Annotated in this window: 15 protein-coding genes; 9 read left to right on the top strand and 6 right to left on the bottom strand. The window is 59.9% G+C overall.

The window, feature by feature from the left end:
* Window positions 1–45: 45 nt before the first annotated feature.
* On the bottom strand, window positions 46–930 hold the full coding sequence (locus tag AC1DU9_RS03060; protein ID WP_223460025.1) for an MBL fold metallo-hydrolase: 885 nt from the start codon (window positions 928–930) through the stop codon (window positions 46–48).
* Between the two features lie 230 nt (window positions 931–1,160).
* On the opposite strand from AC1DU9_RS03060, the gene AC1DU9_RS03055 reads away from it, so the two are divergent.
* Complete coding sequence (locus AC1DU9_RS03055; protein WP_223460023.1) at window positions 1,161–2,066, top strand: LysR family transcriptional regulator; 906 nt, start codon at window positions 1,161–1,163, stop codon at window positions 2,064–2,066.
* Window positions 2,067–2,297: 231 nt separating this feature from the next.
* Window positions 2,298–2,474 (top strand): hypothetical protein, encoded by a 177-nt coding sequence (locus tag AC1DU9_RS03050; RefSeq protein ID WP_007986083.1) that lies wholly within the window; start codon window positions 2,298–2,300, stop codon window positions 2,472–2,474.
* Between the two features lie 9 nt (window positions 2,475–2,483).
* Here AC1DU9_RS03050 and AC1DU9_RS03045 read toward each other — a convergent pair whose 3' ends face one another.
* The gene (locus tag AC1DU9_RS03045) at window positions 2,484–3,380 is read right to left on the bottom strand and encodes a helix-turn-helix domain-containing protein (protein ID WP_223460021.1); all 897 of its coding nucleotides are present in this window, start codon (window positions 3,378–3,380) and stop codon (window positions 2,484–2,486) included.
* Window positions 3,381–3,561: 181 nt separating this feature from the next.
* Between AC1DU9_RS03045 and pobA the strand changes: the two genes are divergently transcribed.
* Window positions 3,562–4,755 carry a 4-hydroxybenzoate 3-monooxygenase gene (gene pobA, locus AC1DU9_RS03040; RefSeq protein WP_223460019.1) on the top strand — a complete coding sequence of 398 codons (1,194 nt, stop codon included), beginning with the start codon at window positions 3,562–3,564 and terminating at the stop codon, window positions 4,753–4,755.
* A gap of 78 nt (window positions 4,756–4,833) precedes the next feature.
* Complete coding sequence (locus AC1DU9_RS03035) at window positions 4,834–6,351, top strand: MDR family MFS transporter (protein WP_223460017.1); 1,518 nt, start codon at window positions 4,834–4,836, stop codon at window positions 6,349–6,351.
* A gap of 99 nt (window positions 6,352–6,450) precedes the next feature.
* Here the strand turns inward: AC1DU9_RS03035 and AC1DU9_RS03030 are convergent, their stop codons facing one another.
* The 3 genes from AC1DU9_RS03030 to AC1DU9_RS03020 all read right to left on the bottom strand — a co-directional run bounded on the left by AC1DU9_RS03030 (window position 6,451) and on the right by AC1DU9_RS03020 (window position 9,381).
* Window positions 6,451–7,323: an ATPase gene (locus AC1DU9_RS03030; protein ID WP_477809719.1), complete on the bottom strand. Its 873-nt coding sequence runs from the start codon at window positions 7,321–7,323 to the stop codon at window positions 6,451–6,453.
* A gap of 117 nt (window positions 7,324–7,440) precedes the next feature.
* Window positions 7,441–8,433 (bottom strand): NAD-dependent epimerase/dehydratase family protein, encoded by a 993-nt coding sequence (locus AC1DU9_RS03025; protein WP_223460012.1) that lies wholly within the window; start codon window positions 8,431–8,433, stop codon window positions 7,441–7,443.
* Window positions 8,434–8,487: 54 nt separating this feature from the next.
* Window positions 8,488–9,381 (bottom strand): LysR family transcriptional regulator ArgP, encoded by an 894-nt coding sequence (locus AC1DU9_RS03020; protein ID WP_223460009.1) that lies wholly within the window; start codon window positions 9,379–9,381, stop codon window positions 8,488–8,490.
* A 96-nt stretch (window positions 9,382–9,477) separates the two neighbouring features.
* Between AC1DU9_RS03020 and AC1DU9_RS03015 the strand changes: the two genes are divergently transcribed.
* The 3 genes from AC1DU9_RS03015 (at window position 9,478) to AC1DU9_RS03005 (ending at window position 11,248) form a co-directional block, all read left to right on the top strand.
* Window positions 9,478–9,879 (top strand): ACT domain-containing protein, encoded by a 402-nt coding sequence (locus AC1DU9_RS03015; protein ID WP_223460006.1) that lies wholly within the window; start codon window positions 9,478–9,480, stop codon window positions 9,877–9,879.
* A 5-nt stretch (window positions 9,880–9,884) separates the two neighbouring features.
* Window positions 9,885–10,487 (top strand): LysE/ArgO family amino acid transporter, encoded by a 603-nt coding sequence (locus AC1DU9_RS03010; RefSeq protein WP_223460004.1) that lies wholly within the window; start codon window positions 9,885–9,887, stop codon window positions 10,485–10,487.
* Between the two features lie 164 nt (window positions 10,488–10,651).
* Window positions 10,652–11,248: a superoxide dismutase gene (locus AC1DU9_RS03005; RefSeq protein ID WP_008022038.1), complete on the top strand. Its 597-nt coding sequence runs from the start codon at window positions 10,652–10,654 to the stop codon at window positions 11,246–11,248.
* 130 nt (window positions 11,249–11,378) lie between these two features.
* Here AC1DU9_RS03005 and AC1DU9_RS03000 read toward each other — a convergent pair whose 3' ends face one another.
* Window positions 11,379–11,645 carry a DUF6124 family protein gene (locus AC1DU9_RS03000; protein ID WP_477809718.1) on the bottom strand — a complete coding sequence of 89 codons (267 nt, stop codon included), beginning with the start codon at window positions 11,643–11,645 and terminating at the stop codon, window positions 11,379–11,381.
* 872 nt (window positions 11,646–12,517) lie between these two features.
* On the opposite strand from AC1DU9_RS03000, the gene AC1DU9_RS02995 reads away from it, so the two are divergent.
* Together AC1DU9_RS02995 and AC1DU9_RS02990 are read left to right on the top strand one after the other, a co-directional pair.
* Entirely contained in the window at window positions 12,518–14,569 is a 2,052-nt protein-coding gene (locus tag AC1DU9_RS02995; protein WP_223459999.1) for a putative bifunctional diguanylate cyclase/phosphodiesterase, read from the top strand.
* 253 nt (window positions 14,570–14,822) lie between these two features.
* Window positions 14,823–16,178, top strand: a complete 1,356-nt coding sequence (locus AC1DU9_RS02990) for an imelysin family protein (RefSeq protein WP_223459997.1) — start codon at window positions 14,823–14,825, stop codon at window positions 16,176–16,178.
* The last annotated feature ends 92 nt before the right edge of the window (window positions 16,179–16,270 follow it).

The following is a 16,270-nucleotide window of genomic DNA, read 5'->3' as shown; positions in this document are numbered from 1 at the left end:
GTTGGCTTGAAAGTTTTGATATCAAAGACCTGCTGCCTCTTAAACTCATTCACCCCACTTCATCTCGCCCTTGGCGACCTTGGCGCTCAGCTCCAGGGAGCTTTCATCACCCAGGGTCGGGAAGCGTTTTTTCATCGCCGCGATCAGCGCGGCAGAATCCTTGGCCTTTGCGGTTTCCTCGTCGAAAGCCTTGATGTAAGCGGCGGAGAACTGCACGGCTCCCAGGGAGCGATCGCTCTCGCCGAGGTAATGACCCGGCACCACGGTCTGCGGTTTCAGGGCTTCAATGGAATGCAGCGTAGCCAACCAATCGGCATGGGACTGTGGTGTTTGCGTGTCAGCCATCCACACGTGGATGTTCTGCGCCACCACGACGCCACCGACGACCGCCTTGATCGACGGAATCCACACAAAGCTGCGATCCGGCTGCGGACCCTCAAGACCAACCACCTGCAACTTCTGCCCTTCGAGGTTCAGGCTGTCGCCCTTGAGCACACCTGGCACGATGGTTTTGGCCGGCACGTCGGTGCCCATTTTCGGGCCCCAGAACGCCAGTTTGCCGTCGACGGTTCGCTTGATGTGGTCAACGGTCGGCTGCGAGGCGAGGACCTTGGCCTTGGGGAACGCAGCCGTCAGGGTATCGAGGCCGAAGTAGTAATCCGGATCGCCATGGCTGATGTAGATGGTGGTCAGCTGCTTGCCGCTGGCGCGGATTTTTTCCACCAACTGCTCGGCCTGGGACTTGCCGAATTGTGCATCCACCAGGATCGCTTCTTTCTCGCCGCTGACCAGTACCGAGGTCACCGGAAAGATGGCTTTTTCACCGGGGTTGTAGACATCCAGCGTCAGGGTCGAGGCGGCTGCATGGGCGGCAAAACCGAAGGCCGCGCTTGCCAGCAAAATGCGCTTTAAAGTGGTGAAACCGATCATCTGTTGCTCCGTATTCCGAATGGCTGTCGTGGTCCCTTGTAGGAGCGAGCTTGCTCGCGATGGTCGTAAACGATGACGCGTACTTGCCGGTTAAACGCGGCGCCTGGGGGTCCATCGTCGGAACGCCGCCCGGAGCAAGCTCGCTCCTACAGGGAACAGAGCTTAGTTGCCTGAGTCAGTACAAAAAATGCGATGCTTGAACATAGTTTGTTTCTGAAAGCGGGCAAATCATGGATCGTCTTCAAGCAATGCGCGTGTTCGTCACGGTGGTCGACCTCGGCAGCCAGTCGGCCGCCGCCGATCATCTGGAGCTGTCACGGCCAGTGGTGTCGCGGTATCTGGCGGAACTGGAAGACTGGGTTGGCGCGCGCCTGATGCATCGCACCACGCGCAAATTGAGCCTGACCGCCGCCGGCAATGAGATCCTGCCGCGCTGTCGGCAGATGCTCGATTTATCCACCGACATGCAAGCCGCCGTCAGCGAGCCGGATGACGCACCGCGCGGCCTGCTGCGGATCAGCGTCAGCACCTCCTTCGGCCAGGCGCAACTGGCCGATGCCATGGCCGTGTATGTCCGACGCTACCCAGGCGTCAGTATCGACATGCAGATGCTCGACCGCACTGTGAACCTGGTGGATGAGCGCATCGACCTGGCGATCCGCACCAGCAACGACCTGGACCCGAACCTGATCGCCCGCCGCCTGACGGTTTGCCGCTCGGTGATCTGCGCGTCCCCCGCTTACTTGCGCGAACATCCCGCGCCGCAACGGGTCGAGGACCTGAGCCGGCACAATTGCCTGACCCATTCCTACTTCGGCAAAAGCCTGTGGCATTTCGAACAGGACGGCGAGCAGGTTTCTGTACCGGTGCAGGGCAACATCAGCGCCAACGAGGCCAGCACGCTGTTGCGCGCAACGATCGCCGGTGCCGGGGTGGCGATGCTACCCACGTATCAGGCCGGCGTGCACATTCACAGCGGCGAATTGATTCGCCTGCTGCCGACGGCCGAACCCCGGCAAATGAACGTGTATGCGGTGTACGCCTCACGCAAGCACATGCCGGCGGCATTGCGCAGCTTGCTGGATTTTCTGGTGGTGAGGTTTCCGGAGGAACCGGAGTGGGATATCGGGTTGTGAATGGAAACCCTGTGGGAGCGAGCTTGCTCCGGGCGGCGTTCCGACGATGGTGTCAGGTCAGTCGACAACAATGCCGGATGATCCACCGCTATCGCGAGCAAGCTCGCTCCCACAGGAGACATCAGCGTTCTGAATGTCGCGGTACATCCATGACGCGGCTTGCTGGTAACTCACCGGCGCTGACCTATGCTCAAAGTAATACCGAAAGGTATTCGTTCAGAGGTCAACGCCATGAACATCAGAACAAGAAGATACCTCGCGATCTTCATCACCTGCGCGGTCACGCTCGGGCTGTATGGCGCTGCCGCCTGGCGCGTAGAGCAACTGCGCAACCTGCCCCGCGAATATGCGAGCTGCAACTTCGAGCGCTGCATTCCCCACAACGCCACCCTCAACGCCCTCCGGTAACGAAGGGGGTCAGGCTTCGTTGTCCTGATCGGCCTTCAAGCGGTCGCGAAAGGCCTTGGGCGAAATCCCCACACGACGCCGGAACAGGCGCGTGAAGTTGGTCGGATCGGAAAACCCCAACACGTCGGACATTTCATAAATGGTCATGCCGGTGTAGGTCAGCAAACGCTTGGCCTCCAGCAATTGCCGTTCGTGCATGATCTGCAATGCCGGTTGCCCCGCCAGCTCACGACAGGTGCCATTGAGGTGCGACACGGAAATCCCCAGCCGGTGCGCCAGGTCCTCGACCTTGACGTGCTGGCGATAGGTCTCTTCCACCAGTTGAATAAAGCCGTTGAGGTATTCCCGGGCCCGCTGCGGTCGCGCCATGGCGGTGCGACGCTGAATCACCTGGCGGCTGACCCACACCATGATCACACTGACCAGCGAATGCATGAGCATTTCCCGCGCCGGTTGATGGCTGGTGTATTCGTTCTGCAGGGCACTGAACAGGCTGTTGAGGTACTCGGCGTCCTTGCCTGCCGGGTAACTTTCGGCCTGGGCCAGGGCATTGACCGAGTGTCCCAACTGCATTTGAAGGTGCGCGATCAGCGGCGCGGCCAGGGTCACGACAAAGCCTTCCACGTCTTCGGAAAAACGAAAGCCGTGCACCGACAGCGGTGGCAGGATCTGGATCGCCGGTTCCACCAGTTGCGTACGTTGGCCTTCGATTTCAAGCTCTGCCTGACCTTTGAACACGAAGAGCAACTGGCACAAATCAGCGTGGCGGTGGGGTTTGATTTCCCAATGATGTTCGCGACTGCGTTTGGAAATGGTTTCACAGTGCAGCAAGTCCGGGGTCGGCCAATCCAGGCTTTCACCGTAGAGCTTGAACACCGGAATCGAAGGCAGGTCAGGCTTGTTCATCACTTCAATCCAGGTCTCGGAGTAGATGACGGGCGATAATCGCACCGATTGGCAGAATGTACAGGTATCGGCTCAGTTTTCACCTTCAATTGACAGACTCGCAAGGGAAAAATGCAAGCACTCGATCCATAAAAATCATTCACCGGCCCTGGTCGCGTGGAGCTTGCGAGTCATAAAAACAATGAAAACGCTGAAAACCCAAGTCGCCATCATTGGCGCCGGCCCTGCAGGCCTGTTGCTCGGCCAATTGCTGCACAACGCCGGTATCGACACCGTCATTCTAGAACGCCAGGCCCCGGACTATGTGCTCGGCCGAATCCGCGCCGGCGTACTTGAACAAGGCATGGTAGAGCTATTGCGCCAGGCCGGCGTGAGTCAGCGCATGGACGCCGAGGGACTGGTGCATGGCGGCTTCGAACTGGCCCTCGACGGGCGCCAGGTCCACATCGATCTGCACGCCCTGACAGGTGGCAAAACCGTGATGATCTACGGCCAGACCGAAGTCACCCGCGACCTGATGGCCGCTCGTCGGGAGGCCGGCGCGCAGACGATTTATCAAGCCACCAACGTCGTTCCCCATGGCATGAAAACCGATGAAGCGTTTGTCACTTTTGAGAAGGACGGTGAGACCTGGCGACTCGATTGCGACTACATCGCCGGTTGCGACGGCTTCCATGGGGTGGCGCGGCAATCGATTCCCGCCGACAGCCTGAAAGTCTTCGAACGGATCTATCCGTTCGGCTGGCTCGGGATCCTGGCCGATACCCCGCCGGTCCACGAAGAACTGGTCTACGCCCGCCATGAGCGCGGTTTTGCCCTGTGCAGCATGCGCTCGCCGACACGCACCCGTTACTACCTGCAAGTGCCCACCAGCGATCATGTCGATAACTGGTCGGATCAACGCTTCTGGGACGAACTCAAATCGCGACTGCCACAACAGTTGGCGGACAAACTGGTAACGGGGCCGTCCATCGAAAAAAGCATCGCGCCACTGCGCAGCTTCGTGGTCGAACCCATGCAGTACGGGCGCATGTTCCTGGTCGGAGATGCCGCGCACATCGTCCCGCCCACCGGCGCCAAGGGCCTGAACCTGGCGGCCAGTGATGTAAGTACGCTGTTCAACATCCTGCTCAAGGTTTACCGCGAAGATCGCCTTGATCTGCCGGAGAAATACTCGGAAATCTGCCTGCGCCGGGTGTGGAAGGCCGAGCGGTTTTCCTGGTGGATGACCTCGATGCTGCACCGATTCGACGACCACGATGCCTTTAGCCAGCGCATTGCCGAGTCGGAACTGGACTATTTCATCGACTCCGAGGCGGGTCGAAAAACCATTGCGGAAAACTACGTCGGGCTTCCGTACGAGACTATCGAATAGCTTGCTATCGACTTACACTGGCGAGTATTCCCGCTCGCCTTGCCTCGTGCGGGTCAATCACTGCCCGCAGGTTTTCCCGTGACCAATCTCCACCAGCCTGAAACGCTCAAACCCGCCATCCGCAGCGTGCTGATCGCCCTGATGCTGGCGATCTTTCTCGGGGCGCTGGACCAGACCATCGTCGCCGTTTCGATGCCGGCCATTTCCGCGCAATTCAAGGACGTCAGCCTGCTGGCCTGGGTGATTTCCGGCTACATGGTGGCCATGACCGTGGCGGTGCCGATCTACGGCAAACTGGGCGACCTGTACGGGCGGCGCAAGCTGATGCTGTTCGGCATGGGCCTGTTCACCCTGGCATCGGTGTTCTGCGGCATGGCCCAGAGCATGGAGCAACTGGTACTGGCGCGGATCTTCCAGGGCATCGGCGCCGGCGGGATGATTTCGGTGAGCCAGGCGATCATCGGTGACATCGTGCCGCCACGGGAGCGCGGTCGTTATCAGGGCTATTTCAGCAGCATGTACGCGGTGGCCAGCGTGGCCGGCCCGGTGCTTGGCGGCTACATGACCGAATACCTGTCCTGGCGCTGGGTGTTTTTGATCAACCTGCCGCTGGGCCTGGGTGCCTGGCTGGTGGCTTACCGTACGCTGGTGGGCCTGCCGATTCCGCAACGCAAACCGATCATCGATTACCTGGGCACCGTGCTGATGATCATCGGGCTGACGGCGTTGTTACTGGGCATCACGCAGGTCGGTCAGGGCCATTCCTGGCGCAGTGCCGAAGTGCTGGCGCTGCTGGCCAGTGCGGTGCTGGTGCTGGGGCTGTTCGTCGTTCACGAGCGGCGGGCACGGGAGCCGTTGCTGCCCATGCATCTGTTCGCCAACCGCAACGCGATCCTGTGCTGGTGCACGATTTTCTTTACCAGTTTCCAGGCCATCTCGCTGATTGTGCTGATGCCATTGCGCTTCCAGAGCGTAACCGGTGCCGGTGCCGACAGCGCCGCCCTGCATTTGCTGCCACTGGCCATGGGTTTGCCGATTGGCGCGTATTTCGCCGGCCGCCGTACTTCCGTGACCGGGCGCTACAAACCGATGATCCTTACCGGTGCTGCGCTGATGCCCATCTCGATTCTTGGCATGGCGTTCAGCCCGCCGCAGGCATTCGTCGTGAGCAGCCTGTTCATGTTGCTCTGCGGGATTTCTTCCGGCATGCAGTTCCCGACGTCATTGGTCGGCACGCAGAACTCGGTGGACCAGCGCGACATCGGTGTCGCCACCAGCACCACCAATCTGTTCCGTTCGCTGGGTGGTGCCGTGGGTGTGGCATTGATGTCGGCGCTGCTGCTGGCGCTGTTGCAGGATTCAAGTTTTGCGCACCTGACCGGTTCGTCGCTGATTGCCGAAGGCAGTTCGGGGAATGTGTTGCTCGACGGGTTGAACGCCGCACCGGGTGAGGCACAGAACGCCTTGCGCGCTGAGCTGTTGCTGACGTTCCGGCACTTGCTGACGGTCAGTGCAGTGGTGTCGCTGCTGGGGTTGGCGGCGGCGATTGCCATGCCGAACATGTTGTTGCGCGGGCGCGAGGACAAAGTTCGATAGGCAGGCCGTACTGCGGCCTTCGCTGGCCGATGCGCAGGTAGTAGACATGCTTGTGGCGAGGGAGCTTGCCCTCGCCACTAAATGCTCATTAACAGTCGACTACTGCCGGGCGCGCAGTTGCTGCTGCAAGTTCTGGACCTGCGCCTGAAGGGTGTTGATGTTGCGGGTGACCTGGCTGCGGAACGCATCGAACTCGGCAGTGTTGGTCGAGCCCTGTGCGGCAGCCGGACGGTTGTCCTGCTGGCTCTTGAGCACGATCATGTCCTGCTCGAGACGCTCGATAGCAGCGCTCGGGTTACCTTGTTTCTTCAGCGCGGTGATATCGGCGCCCAGGCTTTTCAGCTGTGCATCGAGTTTTTCCGAATCGGACGGGGCACTTTTCAAGGCGGCCAATTCAGCGCTCAAGGCTTTGACCTGGGCCTGCAACTGCGTATTGGCCGTCTGATGTTCGGTATCCTGGGCAGTCAACTGCGCCAGGCGTTTGTCCAGTTCGGTGGTTTGCGCGGTCATTTGTGCCAGTCGCTTGTCCAGGTCCGAGGCCTGACCGGCAACACCTTGCTGCTGGGCGCCCTGATCCTTGAGTTTGCTTTCCAGCTGGCGGATTTGCAGCTTCAAGGCCTCGCTGTCGGTGGTGACACTGGTCTGGCTGGCAACAACCTTTCCGGAAATGTCCTGCAGTCGCCCTGCCGCTTCCTCACTGATTCGCGCGAAACTTTCCTGGGTCGCCACCAGTTGCTGTTCCATCAGGGAAATCTGCTGAAAGCTCCACCAGGCCAGGCCCGCGAACGCAAAGAACAGCGCCCCGACCAACGCCCACAGGGGGCCGGTGCTCGGCGCCTTGACCTTTACCACCGGCGCCGTGCGCGAATGCACGACCGTGCGGGCAGTGGGCGGAAAATCGTCATCGAGAACGTCTGCACGCAAGCTCGGTACATCGTCAAAGTCGTCGTTGGCATCGTTACGCATGGACATTGAATAAACCTTAGTGAAACACATGATGGCTTTATGCCGCGCAGTATAAACCCCACAGCCGTAACCATTGACCCTGAAGCCCCGTATCCGGTTCAGTAAGGGGTCGTTGTTCTAACGTCAGCGAATAGCCTGAGCCTTCCACCAGCCACAGAATTCATCGAGGGCCGCCCAGAGGCTGACCTTGGGATCGTAATCCAGATAATGCCGGGCGCGGCTGATGTCCAGGGTGAAATTTTTGTTCATGACCTGCATGCCCAGACGCGACAGCGTCGGTTCGGGACGCCCCGGCCACAACTTGCACACACCCTCGTTGAGCGCCGCCACGCTGTAGGCCAGGCCGTAGGAACGGTGGCGGGTTACCTGTGGGACTTCCATGTTGCGCATGACGTAATTGACCACGTCCCACAGCGGAATCGGCGTGCCGTTGCTGATATTGTAAGCCTTGCCCAACGCAGAACCGCTGGCCAGCAAACTGCTGAGCAATGCCTCGTTGAGGTTTTGCACACTGGTGAAGTCAACTTTGTTCAGACCGTTGCCGATGATTGCCAGGCGCCCCTTGCGCTGCATGTTCAACAGGCGCGGGAAGATGCTCATGTCGCCAGCCCCGGTGACGAAACGCGGGCGCAGGGCCAGGGTTTCGAGGCCGAACTCCTGGGCGCCGAAGACTTTTTGCTCGGCCAGGTATTTAGTGGCAGCGTAAGGGTGTTTGAAGCGCTTGGGTACCTGTTCTTCGGTCAGGCCCAGGTGATCGCGACCATCGAAGTAGATCGACGGCGACGACAAATGCACCAGCCGCCGAACCCGTTGCTTCAGGCAGGCTTCGACCACATTCTCGGTGACCTGGACGTTGCCCTGATGGAAATCCTGATAACGCCCCCACAAACCGACGGCACCGGCGCAATGCACCACGGCCTCGACGTCCGAACACAGTTCGCGCGCCAGTTCCGGGTCGCTCAAGTCACCCGGGATGAACTCGGCTCCGCGGCGTACCAGATGCTCCACACTCTCGGCCCGGCGACCGTTGACCCGCACGTCCAGGCCCTGCTCCAGGGCAAAACGCGCAAAGCGCCCGCCGATGAAGCCGCTTGCGCCGGTAACCAGAATCTTCATGAATTGCTCCGAATTTTTCGTTTTGCGTATTACGTGAGGTCTTGACGCTGCGCGTCAGTCCAAGGGCACCAGCCACTGCTTCGATGCGCTGACCAATTGATCGGTGAGCAGCCCCAGCAGCTGGCCGCCATTACGCCAATGATGCCAGTACAACGGCACATCGATCGGCTTATCTGGCAGCAGCTCCTGCAATACACCCCTTTCCAGTTGCTCGCGCACCTGCAGTTCCGGAACCAGCCCCCAACCCAGCCCGGCTTCCGTCAGACGAATGAAACCTTCGGAGGACGGGCATAAATGGTGTTCGAAACCGCCCTCGACGCCGAGGGACGCAAGGTAGCGATGCTGCAGGAAATCGTCCGGGCCAAACACCAGCGCCGGGGTGCGGGCCAACTGATCGGCGCGTACGCCCTGCGGAAAGTGCCGGGCAATAAACGCGGGGCTGGCCAGTGCCCGGTAACGCATGGCCCCCAGCAACACGCTGCGCGCACCCGCCACCGGACGCTCGCTGGCGCAGACGCAGGCCGCCACTTCACCGGCGCGCATGCGCTTGAGGCCGACGGTCTGGTCTTCGACCACCAGATCCATCAACAGATGCTGTTCCGCGCAAAACGCCCCCACGGCCTGCGCCCACCAAGTGGCCAGGCTGTCGGCATTCAGGGCGATCCGCAGGCGTTCCGGCAGGCCCTCTTCATCCAGCGCCGGCACCAGGCTTTGCAAATCCCGTTCAAGCAAGCGCACCTGCTGCACGTGGTTGAGCAGCCGCCGACCGATTTCCGTCGGCGTCGGCGGCGTGGCCCGCACCAGCACCGGCTGGCCAACCCGCGCTTCCAGCAGCTTGATGCGCTGGGAAATCGCCGATTGCGACAAACCCAGCACCTGGGCCGCCCGTTCAAAACCGGCCTGTTCGACCACGGCGGCCAGGGCAGAAAGCAATTTATAGTCGAACATCAGTTTTCCTAATGAGCGATCAGCAAGATTGGTTTTTCTTATACAACATTCACAAGGACAATGACCAGCACGAACTCTTGAACAAGGATCACCCACATGGCTGGCGAAACTTCATTGGCAACGCTGCTGCGCAGCATGAGCCCGCAACTCAACGCCGGCGAATACGTGTTCTGCACCCTGCGCGACGGCAAGTTGCCCAAGGATCTGGAGATTGTCGGCAGCTTTCGCGAGCAGGAAGGCCTGACCGTGATTCTCGAACGTTCCCTCGCCGAAAAAGCCGGATTCAGCTTCGACTACATCGCCGCCTGGATCACCCTGAACGTGCATTCGGCCCTCGAAGCGGTCGGCCTGACCGCCGCGTTCGCCACCGCATTGGGCAAGGCCGGAATCAGCTGCAACGTGATTGCCGGCTACTACCACGACCATTTGTTTGTCGGTCAGGCCGACGCCGACCGTGCCCTGCAAGTACTGCGGGATCTGGCAGCCAACGCGGAGTAAAAATCATGTGGCAAAGTTATGTGAACGGGCTGCTCGTGGCCTTCGGCCTGATCATGGCGATCGGCACCCAGAATGCGTTTGTGCTGGCGCAAAGCCTGCGGCGTGAACATCACCTGCCGGTGGCGGCGCTGTGCGTGGCCTGCGACGCCCTGTTGGTGGCCGCCGGGGTATTCGGCCTGGCGACGGTGCTGGCGCAGAACCCGACGCTGTTGGCCATCGCCCGTTGGGGTGGCGCAGCGTTTCTGTTGTGGTATGGCAGCCAGGCACTGCGCCGGGCCTTTTCGAAACAGAGCCTTGAGCAGGGCGAGAGCCAGACCGTACGCTCGCTGCGGGCGGTCATGCTCAGYGCGCTGGCGGTGACCTTGCTCAACCCGCACGTTTATCTGGACACCGTTTTGCTGATCGGCTCCCTGGGCGCACAACAAACCGAGCCCGGCGCTTATGTAGTAGGCGCGGCCAGTGCCTCGCTGCTGTGGTTTTTCACCCTGGCGCTCGGTGCGGCATGGCTGGCACCGTGGCTCGCCCGCCCCAGCACCTGGCGAATTCTCGATCTGTTGGTGGCTTTGATGATGTTTGCCGTAGCGCTGCAGCTGATCGCGGCCATCTGATTGGCGCAACCTCTATTCCACACAGTTGTTGCGTGGTTATGCCGCCCCCCCGGTGCTATGATCCGACTCCCTGCGCCGCAAAGAGTACAAACTCCCCGGCGCTTGTCTGGCCGCCCGTGATCGGCCTTGCGCTCACCGCAACTGACCTGATTAGGAGAATCATTATGGCTTTCGAATTGCCGCCGCTGCCGTACGCACACGATGCCCTGCAGCCGCACATTTCCAAGGAAACCCTGGAATTCCACCACGACAAGCACCACAACACCTACGTCGTGAACCTGAACAACCTGGTGCCAGGCACCGAGTTCGAAGGCAAGACCCTGGAAGAAATCGTCAAGACTTCCTCGGGCGGTATCTTCAACAACGCCGCTCAGGTCTGGAACCACACTTTCTACTGGAACTGCCTGGCGCCAAACGCTGGCGGTCAACCAACCGGCGCACTGGCTGAAGCCATCAACGCGGCCTTCGGTTCGTTCGACAAGTTCAAGGAAGAGTTCAGCAAGACGTCCATCGGCACCTTCGGTTCCGGTTGGGGCTGGCTGGTGAAGAAAGCTGACGGTTCCCTGGCCCTGGCCAGCACCATCGGCGCCGGCAACCCGCTGACCAACGGCGACACCCCGCTGCTGACCTGCGACGTCTGGGAACATGCTTACTACATCGACTACCGCAACCTGCGTCCAAAGTACGTCGAAGCGTTCTGGAACCTGGTCAACTGGAAGTTCGTGGCTGAGCAGTTCGAAGGCAAAACCTTCACCGCTTAATCTCGACGCCAGTCAAAAGAACCCGGCTTTTTAGCCGGGTTTTTTATTGCCCGGGATTTTCAGCGTTCGGCAGAGCCCCTTCGCGAGCAGGCTCGCGATGAACGACGAAGCGGTCAACCTGACTGAATACCTATCCCTGCGGATCGACGTTATCCAACGCACGATTCACCGCCAGTTCCGCCAGCATGATGATCTGCGCAATGGCCAACGCCGTATTGCGCTGAGGGCCGGTCAGGAAGGTGGCGAAATCACTCGTCATGACATTGGCCGAAGCCAATGACTCACAAGCGTGGGCCAGCAGGGATTCGGTGTCCATGTCCGGGACGATCATGAACATGGTGTTCGGGGTATAGGGTTTGGCTGTATTTAAGGGCGGATCGGGGATTAACTTATCCACTGAAATATTCCTATGCGGTGGGTGCCACCCATTGCCGTTCTCACACGGCAAAGAGGTGGCAGCTATGTGCGAGGTGAGAAAACCGGTCATAGGCACCCGGCCAGACAAAAGTCTGCCCGCACACAGCCGCCATAACGCATTTACAAACAGCGGATAAGCTGGCGGCAATTATGCGGATACTGGCACTGGATGACTATGACTTGCCGGGTTCTCACACCCGATCGCTGAGTTTTCAGCGACAGCCAAAGGCTATTCAGCCCGCTTCCGACGGGCAACCTGAAAACTGCGTGGGAAACTTCTGGCGCTTTCCTACACCGCTAACCAGCAAAAACGTAACGCGGAGTGTCTCTGGCAGCATTCCCACGCGGGAACGTGGGAACGATCAGCTTAGAGGCGTGGGAGATTGGTCGGCTGGCAGGCCTGGTTCTTCATGCGTACGCATTTCCCTGTAGGAGCTGTCGAGTGCAACGAGGCTGCGATCTTTTGGCTTTATTACCTACAAACAAGATCAAAAGATCGCAGCCTTCGGCAGCTCCTACGGAGTAATACATCCGCGAAATCAGGTCGGCTATCTGGCCGCCTGAGCGAGCAACCCAGGACAATTTCCCACGATGAAACAAGTCTTGCCCTCCTTGCCCCAACGCCCCGGACGACTAACATCAAACAAAAGGAAAATATCTCCACTCCTGCCCCTCAAGTTGAAGGACTCGACAACCGACACAGTGCTAATAGGCTAACTCGCCAGGACAACTGCAAATCGGCCAGGCTGAAGGCAAAATCCCCCAGGGATGATTGTCCCTTTGACTGCCATCACGGGATTGCCAATACTCATGGCAACTTGATGCTACCCGCACGGAACAAGGAATAACCCTTTGAAGCTGGAACTCAAGAACAGCTTGTCGGTGAAGTTGCTCCGGGTCGTGCTCCTGTCGGCATTGATCGTCGGCGTGGTCTTGAGCTGCGCCCAGATTGTGTTCGATGCCTATAAAACACGCCAGGCCGTCGCCAGCGATGCCCAGCGCATCCTCGACATGTTTCGCGACCCCTCGACCCAGGCTGTATATAGCCTGGACCGGGAAATGGGCATGCAGGTAATCGAAGGCCTGTTTCAGGACGCCGCCGTGCGCCAGGCCTCCATCGGCCATCCCAACGAAGCCATGCTCGCGCAAAAAACCCGCGAGTTGCAGCACTCCTACAGTCGCTGGCTGACCGACCCGATTCTTGGCAAGGAACGCACCTTCACCACCCAACTGGTCGGTCGCGGGCCTTACAGCGAGTATTACGGCGATCTGAGCATCACCCTCGATACCGCCACTTACGGCCAAGGGTTCATTGTCAGCTCGGTGATCATCTTCATTTCCGGCGTACTGCGCGCGCTCGCCATGGGGTTGGTGTTGTATCTGGTCTATCACTGGCTGCTGACCAAGCCGCTGTCGCGGATCATCAAGCACCTCACGGAAATCAATCCGGATCGTCCCAGCGAACACAAGATTCCGCTGCTCAAGGGCCACGAGAAAAACGAACTGGGCATCTGGATCAACACCGCCAACCAGTTGCTCGAATCCATCGAACGCAATACCCATCTGCGCCACGAAGCGGAAAACAGCCTGTTGCGCATGTCCCAATACGACTTCCTGACGGGACTGCCGAACCGGCAGCAATTGCAGCAGCAACTGGACAAGATCCTCATCGACGCCGGCAGACTGCAGCGCCGGGTCGCGGTGTTGTGTGTCGGCCTCGATGACTTCAAGGGCATCAACGAGCAGTTCAGCTACCAGACCGGCGACCAGTTGTTGCTGGCCCTGGCCGATCGCCTGCGCGGGCATAGCGGTCGCCTGGGTGCCCTCGCCCGTCTCGGTGGCGACCAGTTCGCCCTGGTCCAGGCCGATATCGAGCAACCCTACGAAGCCGCCGAGCTGGCACAAAGCATTCTCGATGATCTGGAAGCGGCGTTTGCTCTCGATCATCAGGAGATCCGCCTGCGCGCCACCATCGGCATCACGCTGTTCCCCGAGGACGGTGACAGCACCGAGAAGTTGCTGCAAAAGGCCGAGCAGACCATGACACTGGCCAAGACCCGTTCGCGCAACCGCTATCAGTTCTATATCGCCAGCGTCGACACCGAAATGCGCCGCCGCCGCGAGCTGGAAAAAGACCTGCGCGATGCACTGATCCGCAATCAGTTCTACCTCGTCTACCAGCCGCAGATCAGCTATCGCGATAACCGCGTGGTGGGCGTCGAAGCCCTGATTCGCTGGCAACACCCCGAGCACGGCATGGTGCCACCGGACCTGTTCATCCCGCTGGCCGAACAGAACGGTACCATCATTGCCATCGGCGAATGGGTGCTGGACCAGGCCTGCAAACAATTACGCGAGTGGCATGACCAGGGCTTCAGCGACCTGCGCATGGCGGTAAACCTGTCCACGGTTCAATTGCACCACGCCGAACTGCCACGGGTGGTCAACAACCTGCTGCAGATGTATCGCCTGCCACCACGCAGCCTGGAGCTGGAAGTCACCGAAACCGGTCTGATGGAAGACATCAGCACGGCGGCCCAGCACCTGCTCAGCCTGCGCCGCTCCGGCGCGCTGATCGCCATCGATGACTTTGGAACCGGCTATTCATCCTTGAGTTATCTCAAGAGCCTGCCGCTGGACAAGATCAAGATCGACAAGAGCTTCGTTCAGGACCTGCTCGATGACGACGACGATGCGACCATCGTTCGGGCCATCATCCAACTGGGCAAGAGCCTGGGCATGCAGGTGATTGCCGAAGGCGTGGAAACCGCCGAGCAAGAGGCCTACATCATCTCCGAAGGCTGCCACGAAGGTCAGGGCTATCACTACAGCAAACCCTTGCCGGCACGGGAGCTGGGCGCCTACCTGAAGCAGGCCCAACGCAGTAACGCCGCTATTTTGTAAAAAACACACCCCTCCTGTAGGAGCGAGCCTGCTCGCGATGGACGTCTCGGCGCCGCGTACATTCAGACTGCGCGCGTCATCGTTGACGTCCATCGCGAGCAGGCTCGCTCCCACAGGATGAAATGCGCGCCTCCGTGAATAAGAAATATTTACAGGTACAACCCTTTACACATAATGCGAAAGATTTGCATTATGTCGCAGTTTTGCGTGCGCATCGCACCACTCCACCCCTTATCGAAGCAGGATGTTCGCCATGATTCGTATGCCTCTGGCTACCGCCAGTCTGTTGGCCATCGCTATTTCCCTCGCCGGTTGCGGCGAAGGTAAAGACCAGGAAAAAGCTGCCGCGCCTGCACCAGCTGCCAGCACTGCGACTGCCCCGGCTGCTCCAGCCGCTGCGCCTGCCGCTGCCGGTAAAGTCGACGAAGCCGCCGCCAAAGCCGTTGTCGCCCATTACGCCGACATCGTTTTCGCCGTTTACAGCGATGCCGAATCCACCGCGAAGACCCTGCAAACCGCCGTCGACGCCTTCCTCGCCAAGCCGAACGCCGACACCCTGAAAGCCGCCAAGGCAGCCTGGGTTGCCGCTCGCGTGCCTTACCTGCAGAGCGAAGTGTTCCGCTTCGGCAACACCATCATTGACGACTGGGAAGGTCAGCTGAACTCCTGGCCGCTGGACGAAGGCCTGATCGACTACGTCGACAAGTCCTACGAACACGCCTTGGGCAACCCGGGTGCCACCGCCAACATCATCGCCAACACTCAAGTGCAGATCGGCGAAGACAAGGTCGATGTCAAAGACATCACCCCGGAAAAACTCGCCAGCCTGAACGAGCTGGGCGGTTCCGAGGCCAACGTCGCCACCGGCTACCACGCCATCGAATTCCTGCTCTGGGGCCAGGACCTGAACGGTACCGGTCCTGGCGCCGGCAACCGTCCGGCTTCGGACTACCTGGAAGGCAAAGGCGCCACTGGCGGTCACAACGATCGTCGTCGTGCCTACCTGAAGTCCGTGACTCAGCTGCTGGTCAGCGACCTGGAGGAAATGGTCGGTAACTGGAAGCCGAACGTGGCCGACAACTACCGCGCCACCCTGGAAGCGGAACCGGCTGAAACCGGCCTGCGCAAAATGCTGTTCGGCATGGGCAGCCTGTCCCTGGGCGAACTGGCGGGCGAGCGCATGAAGGTTTCCCTGGAAGCCAACTCCCCGGAAGACGAACAGGATTGCTTCAGCGACAACACCCACAACTCGCACTTCTACGATGCCAAGGGCATCCGTAACGTGTACCTGGGTGAATACACCCGTGTCGACGGCACCAAAATGACTGGCGCCAGCCTGTCGTCCCTGGTGGCCAAGGCTGATCCGGCCGCTGACACCGTACTGAAAGACGACCTGGCTGCTACCGAAGCCAAGATCCAGGTCATGGTCGACCACGCCAACAAGGGTGAGCACTACGACCAGTTGATCGCTGCCGGCAACACTGCGGGCAACCAGATCGTCCGCGACGCTATCGCATCGCTGGTCAAGCAGACCGGTTCGATCGAAGCCGCCGCTGGCAAACTGGGCATCAACGACCTGAACCCGGACAACGCTGATCACGAATTCTGATCAACGCTGGCTGAGTGATCAGTAAGGCGACCTTCGGGTCGCCTTTTTCTTACCTGCTACACGCAGTCCCCCTTGTGGGAGCGAGCTTGCTC

This window comes from Pseudomonas sp. P4_C1 (genome assembly GCF_056402155.1).
The sequence above is the reverse complement of the archived record's forward strand: the minus strand, read 5'-3'. Positions and strand labels throughout refer to the sequence as shown.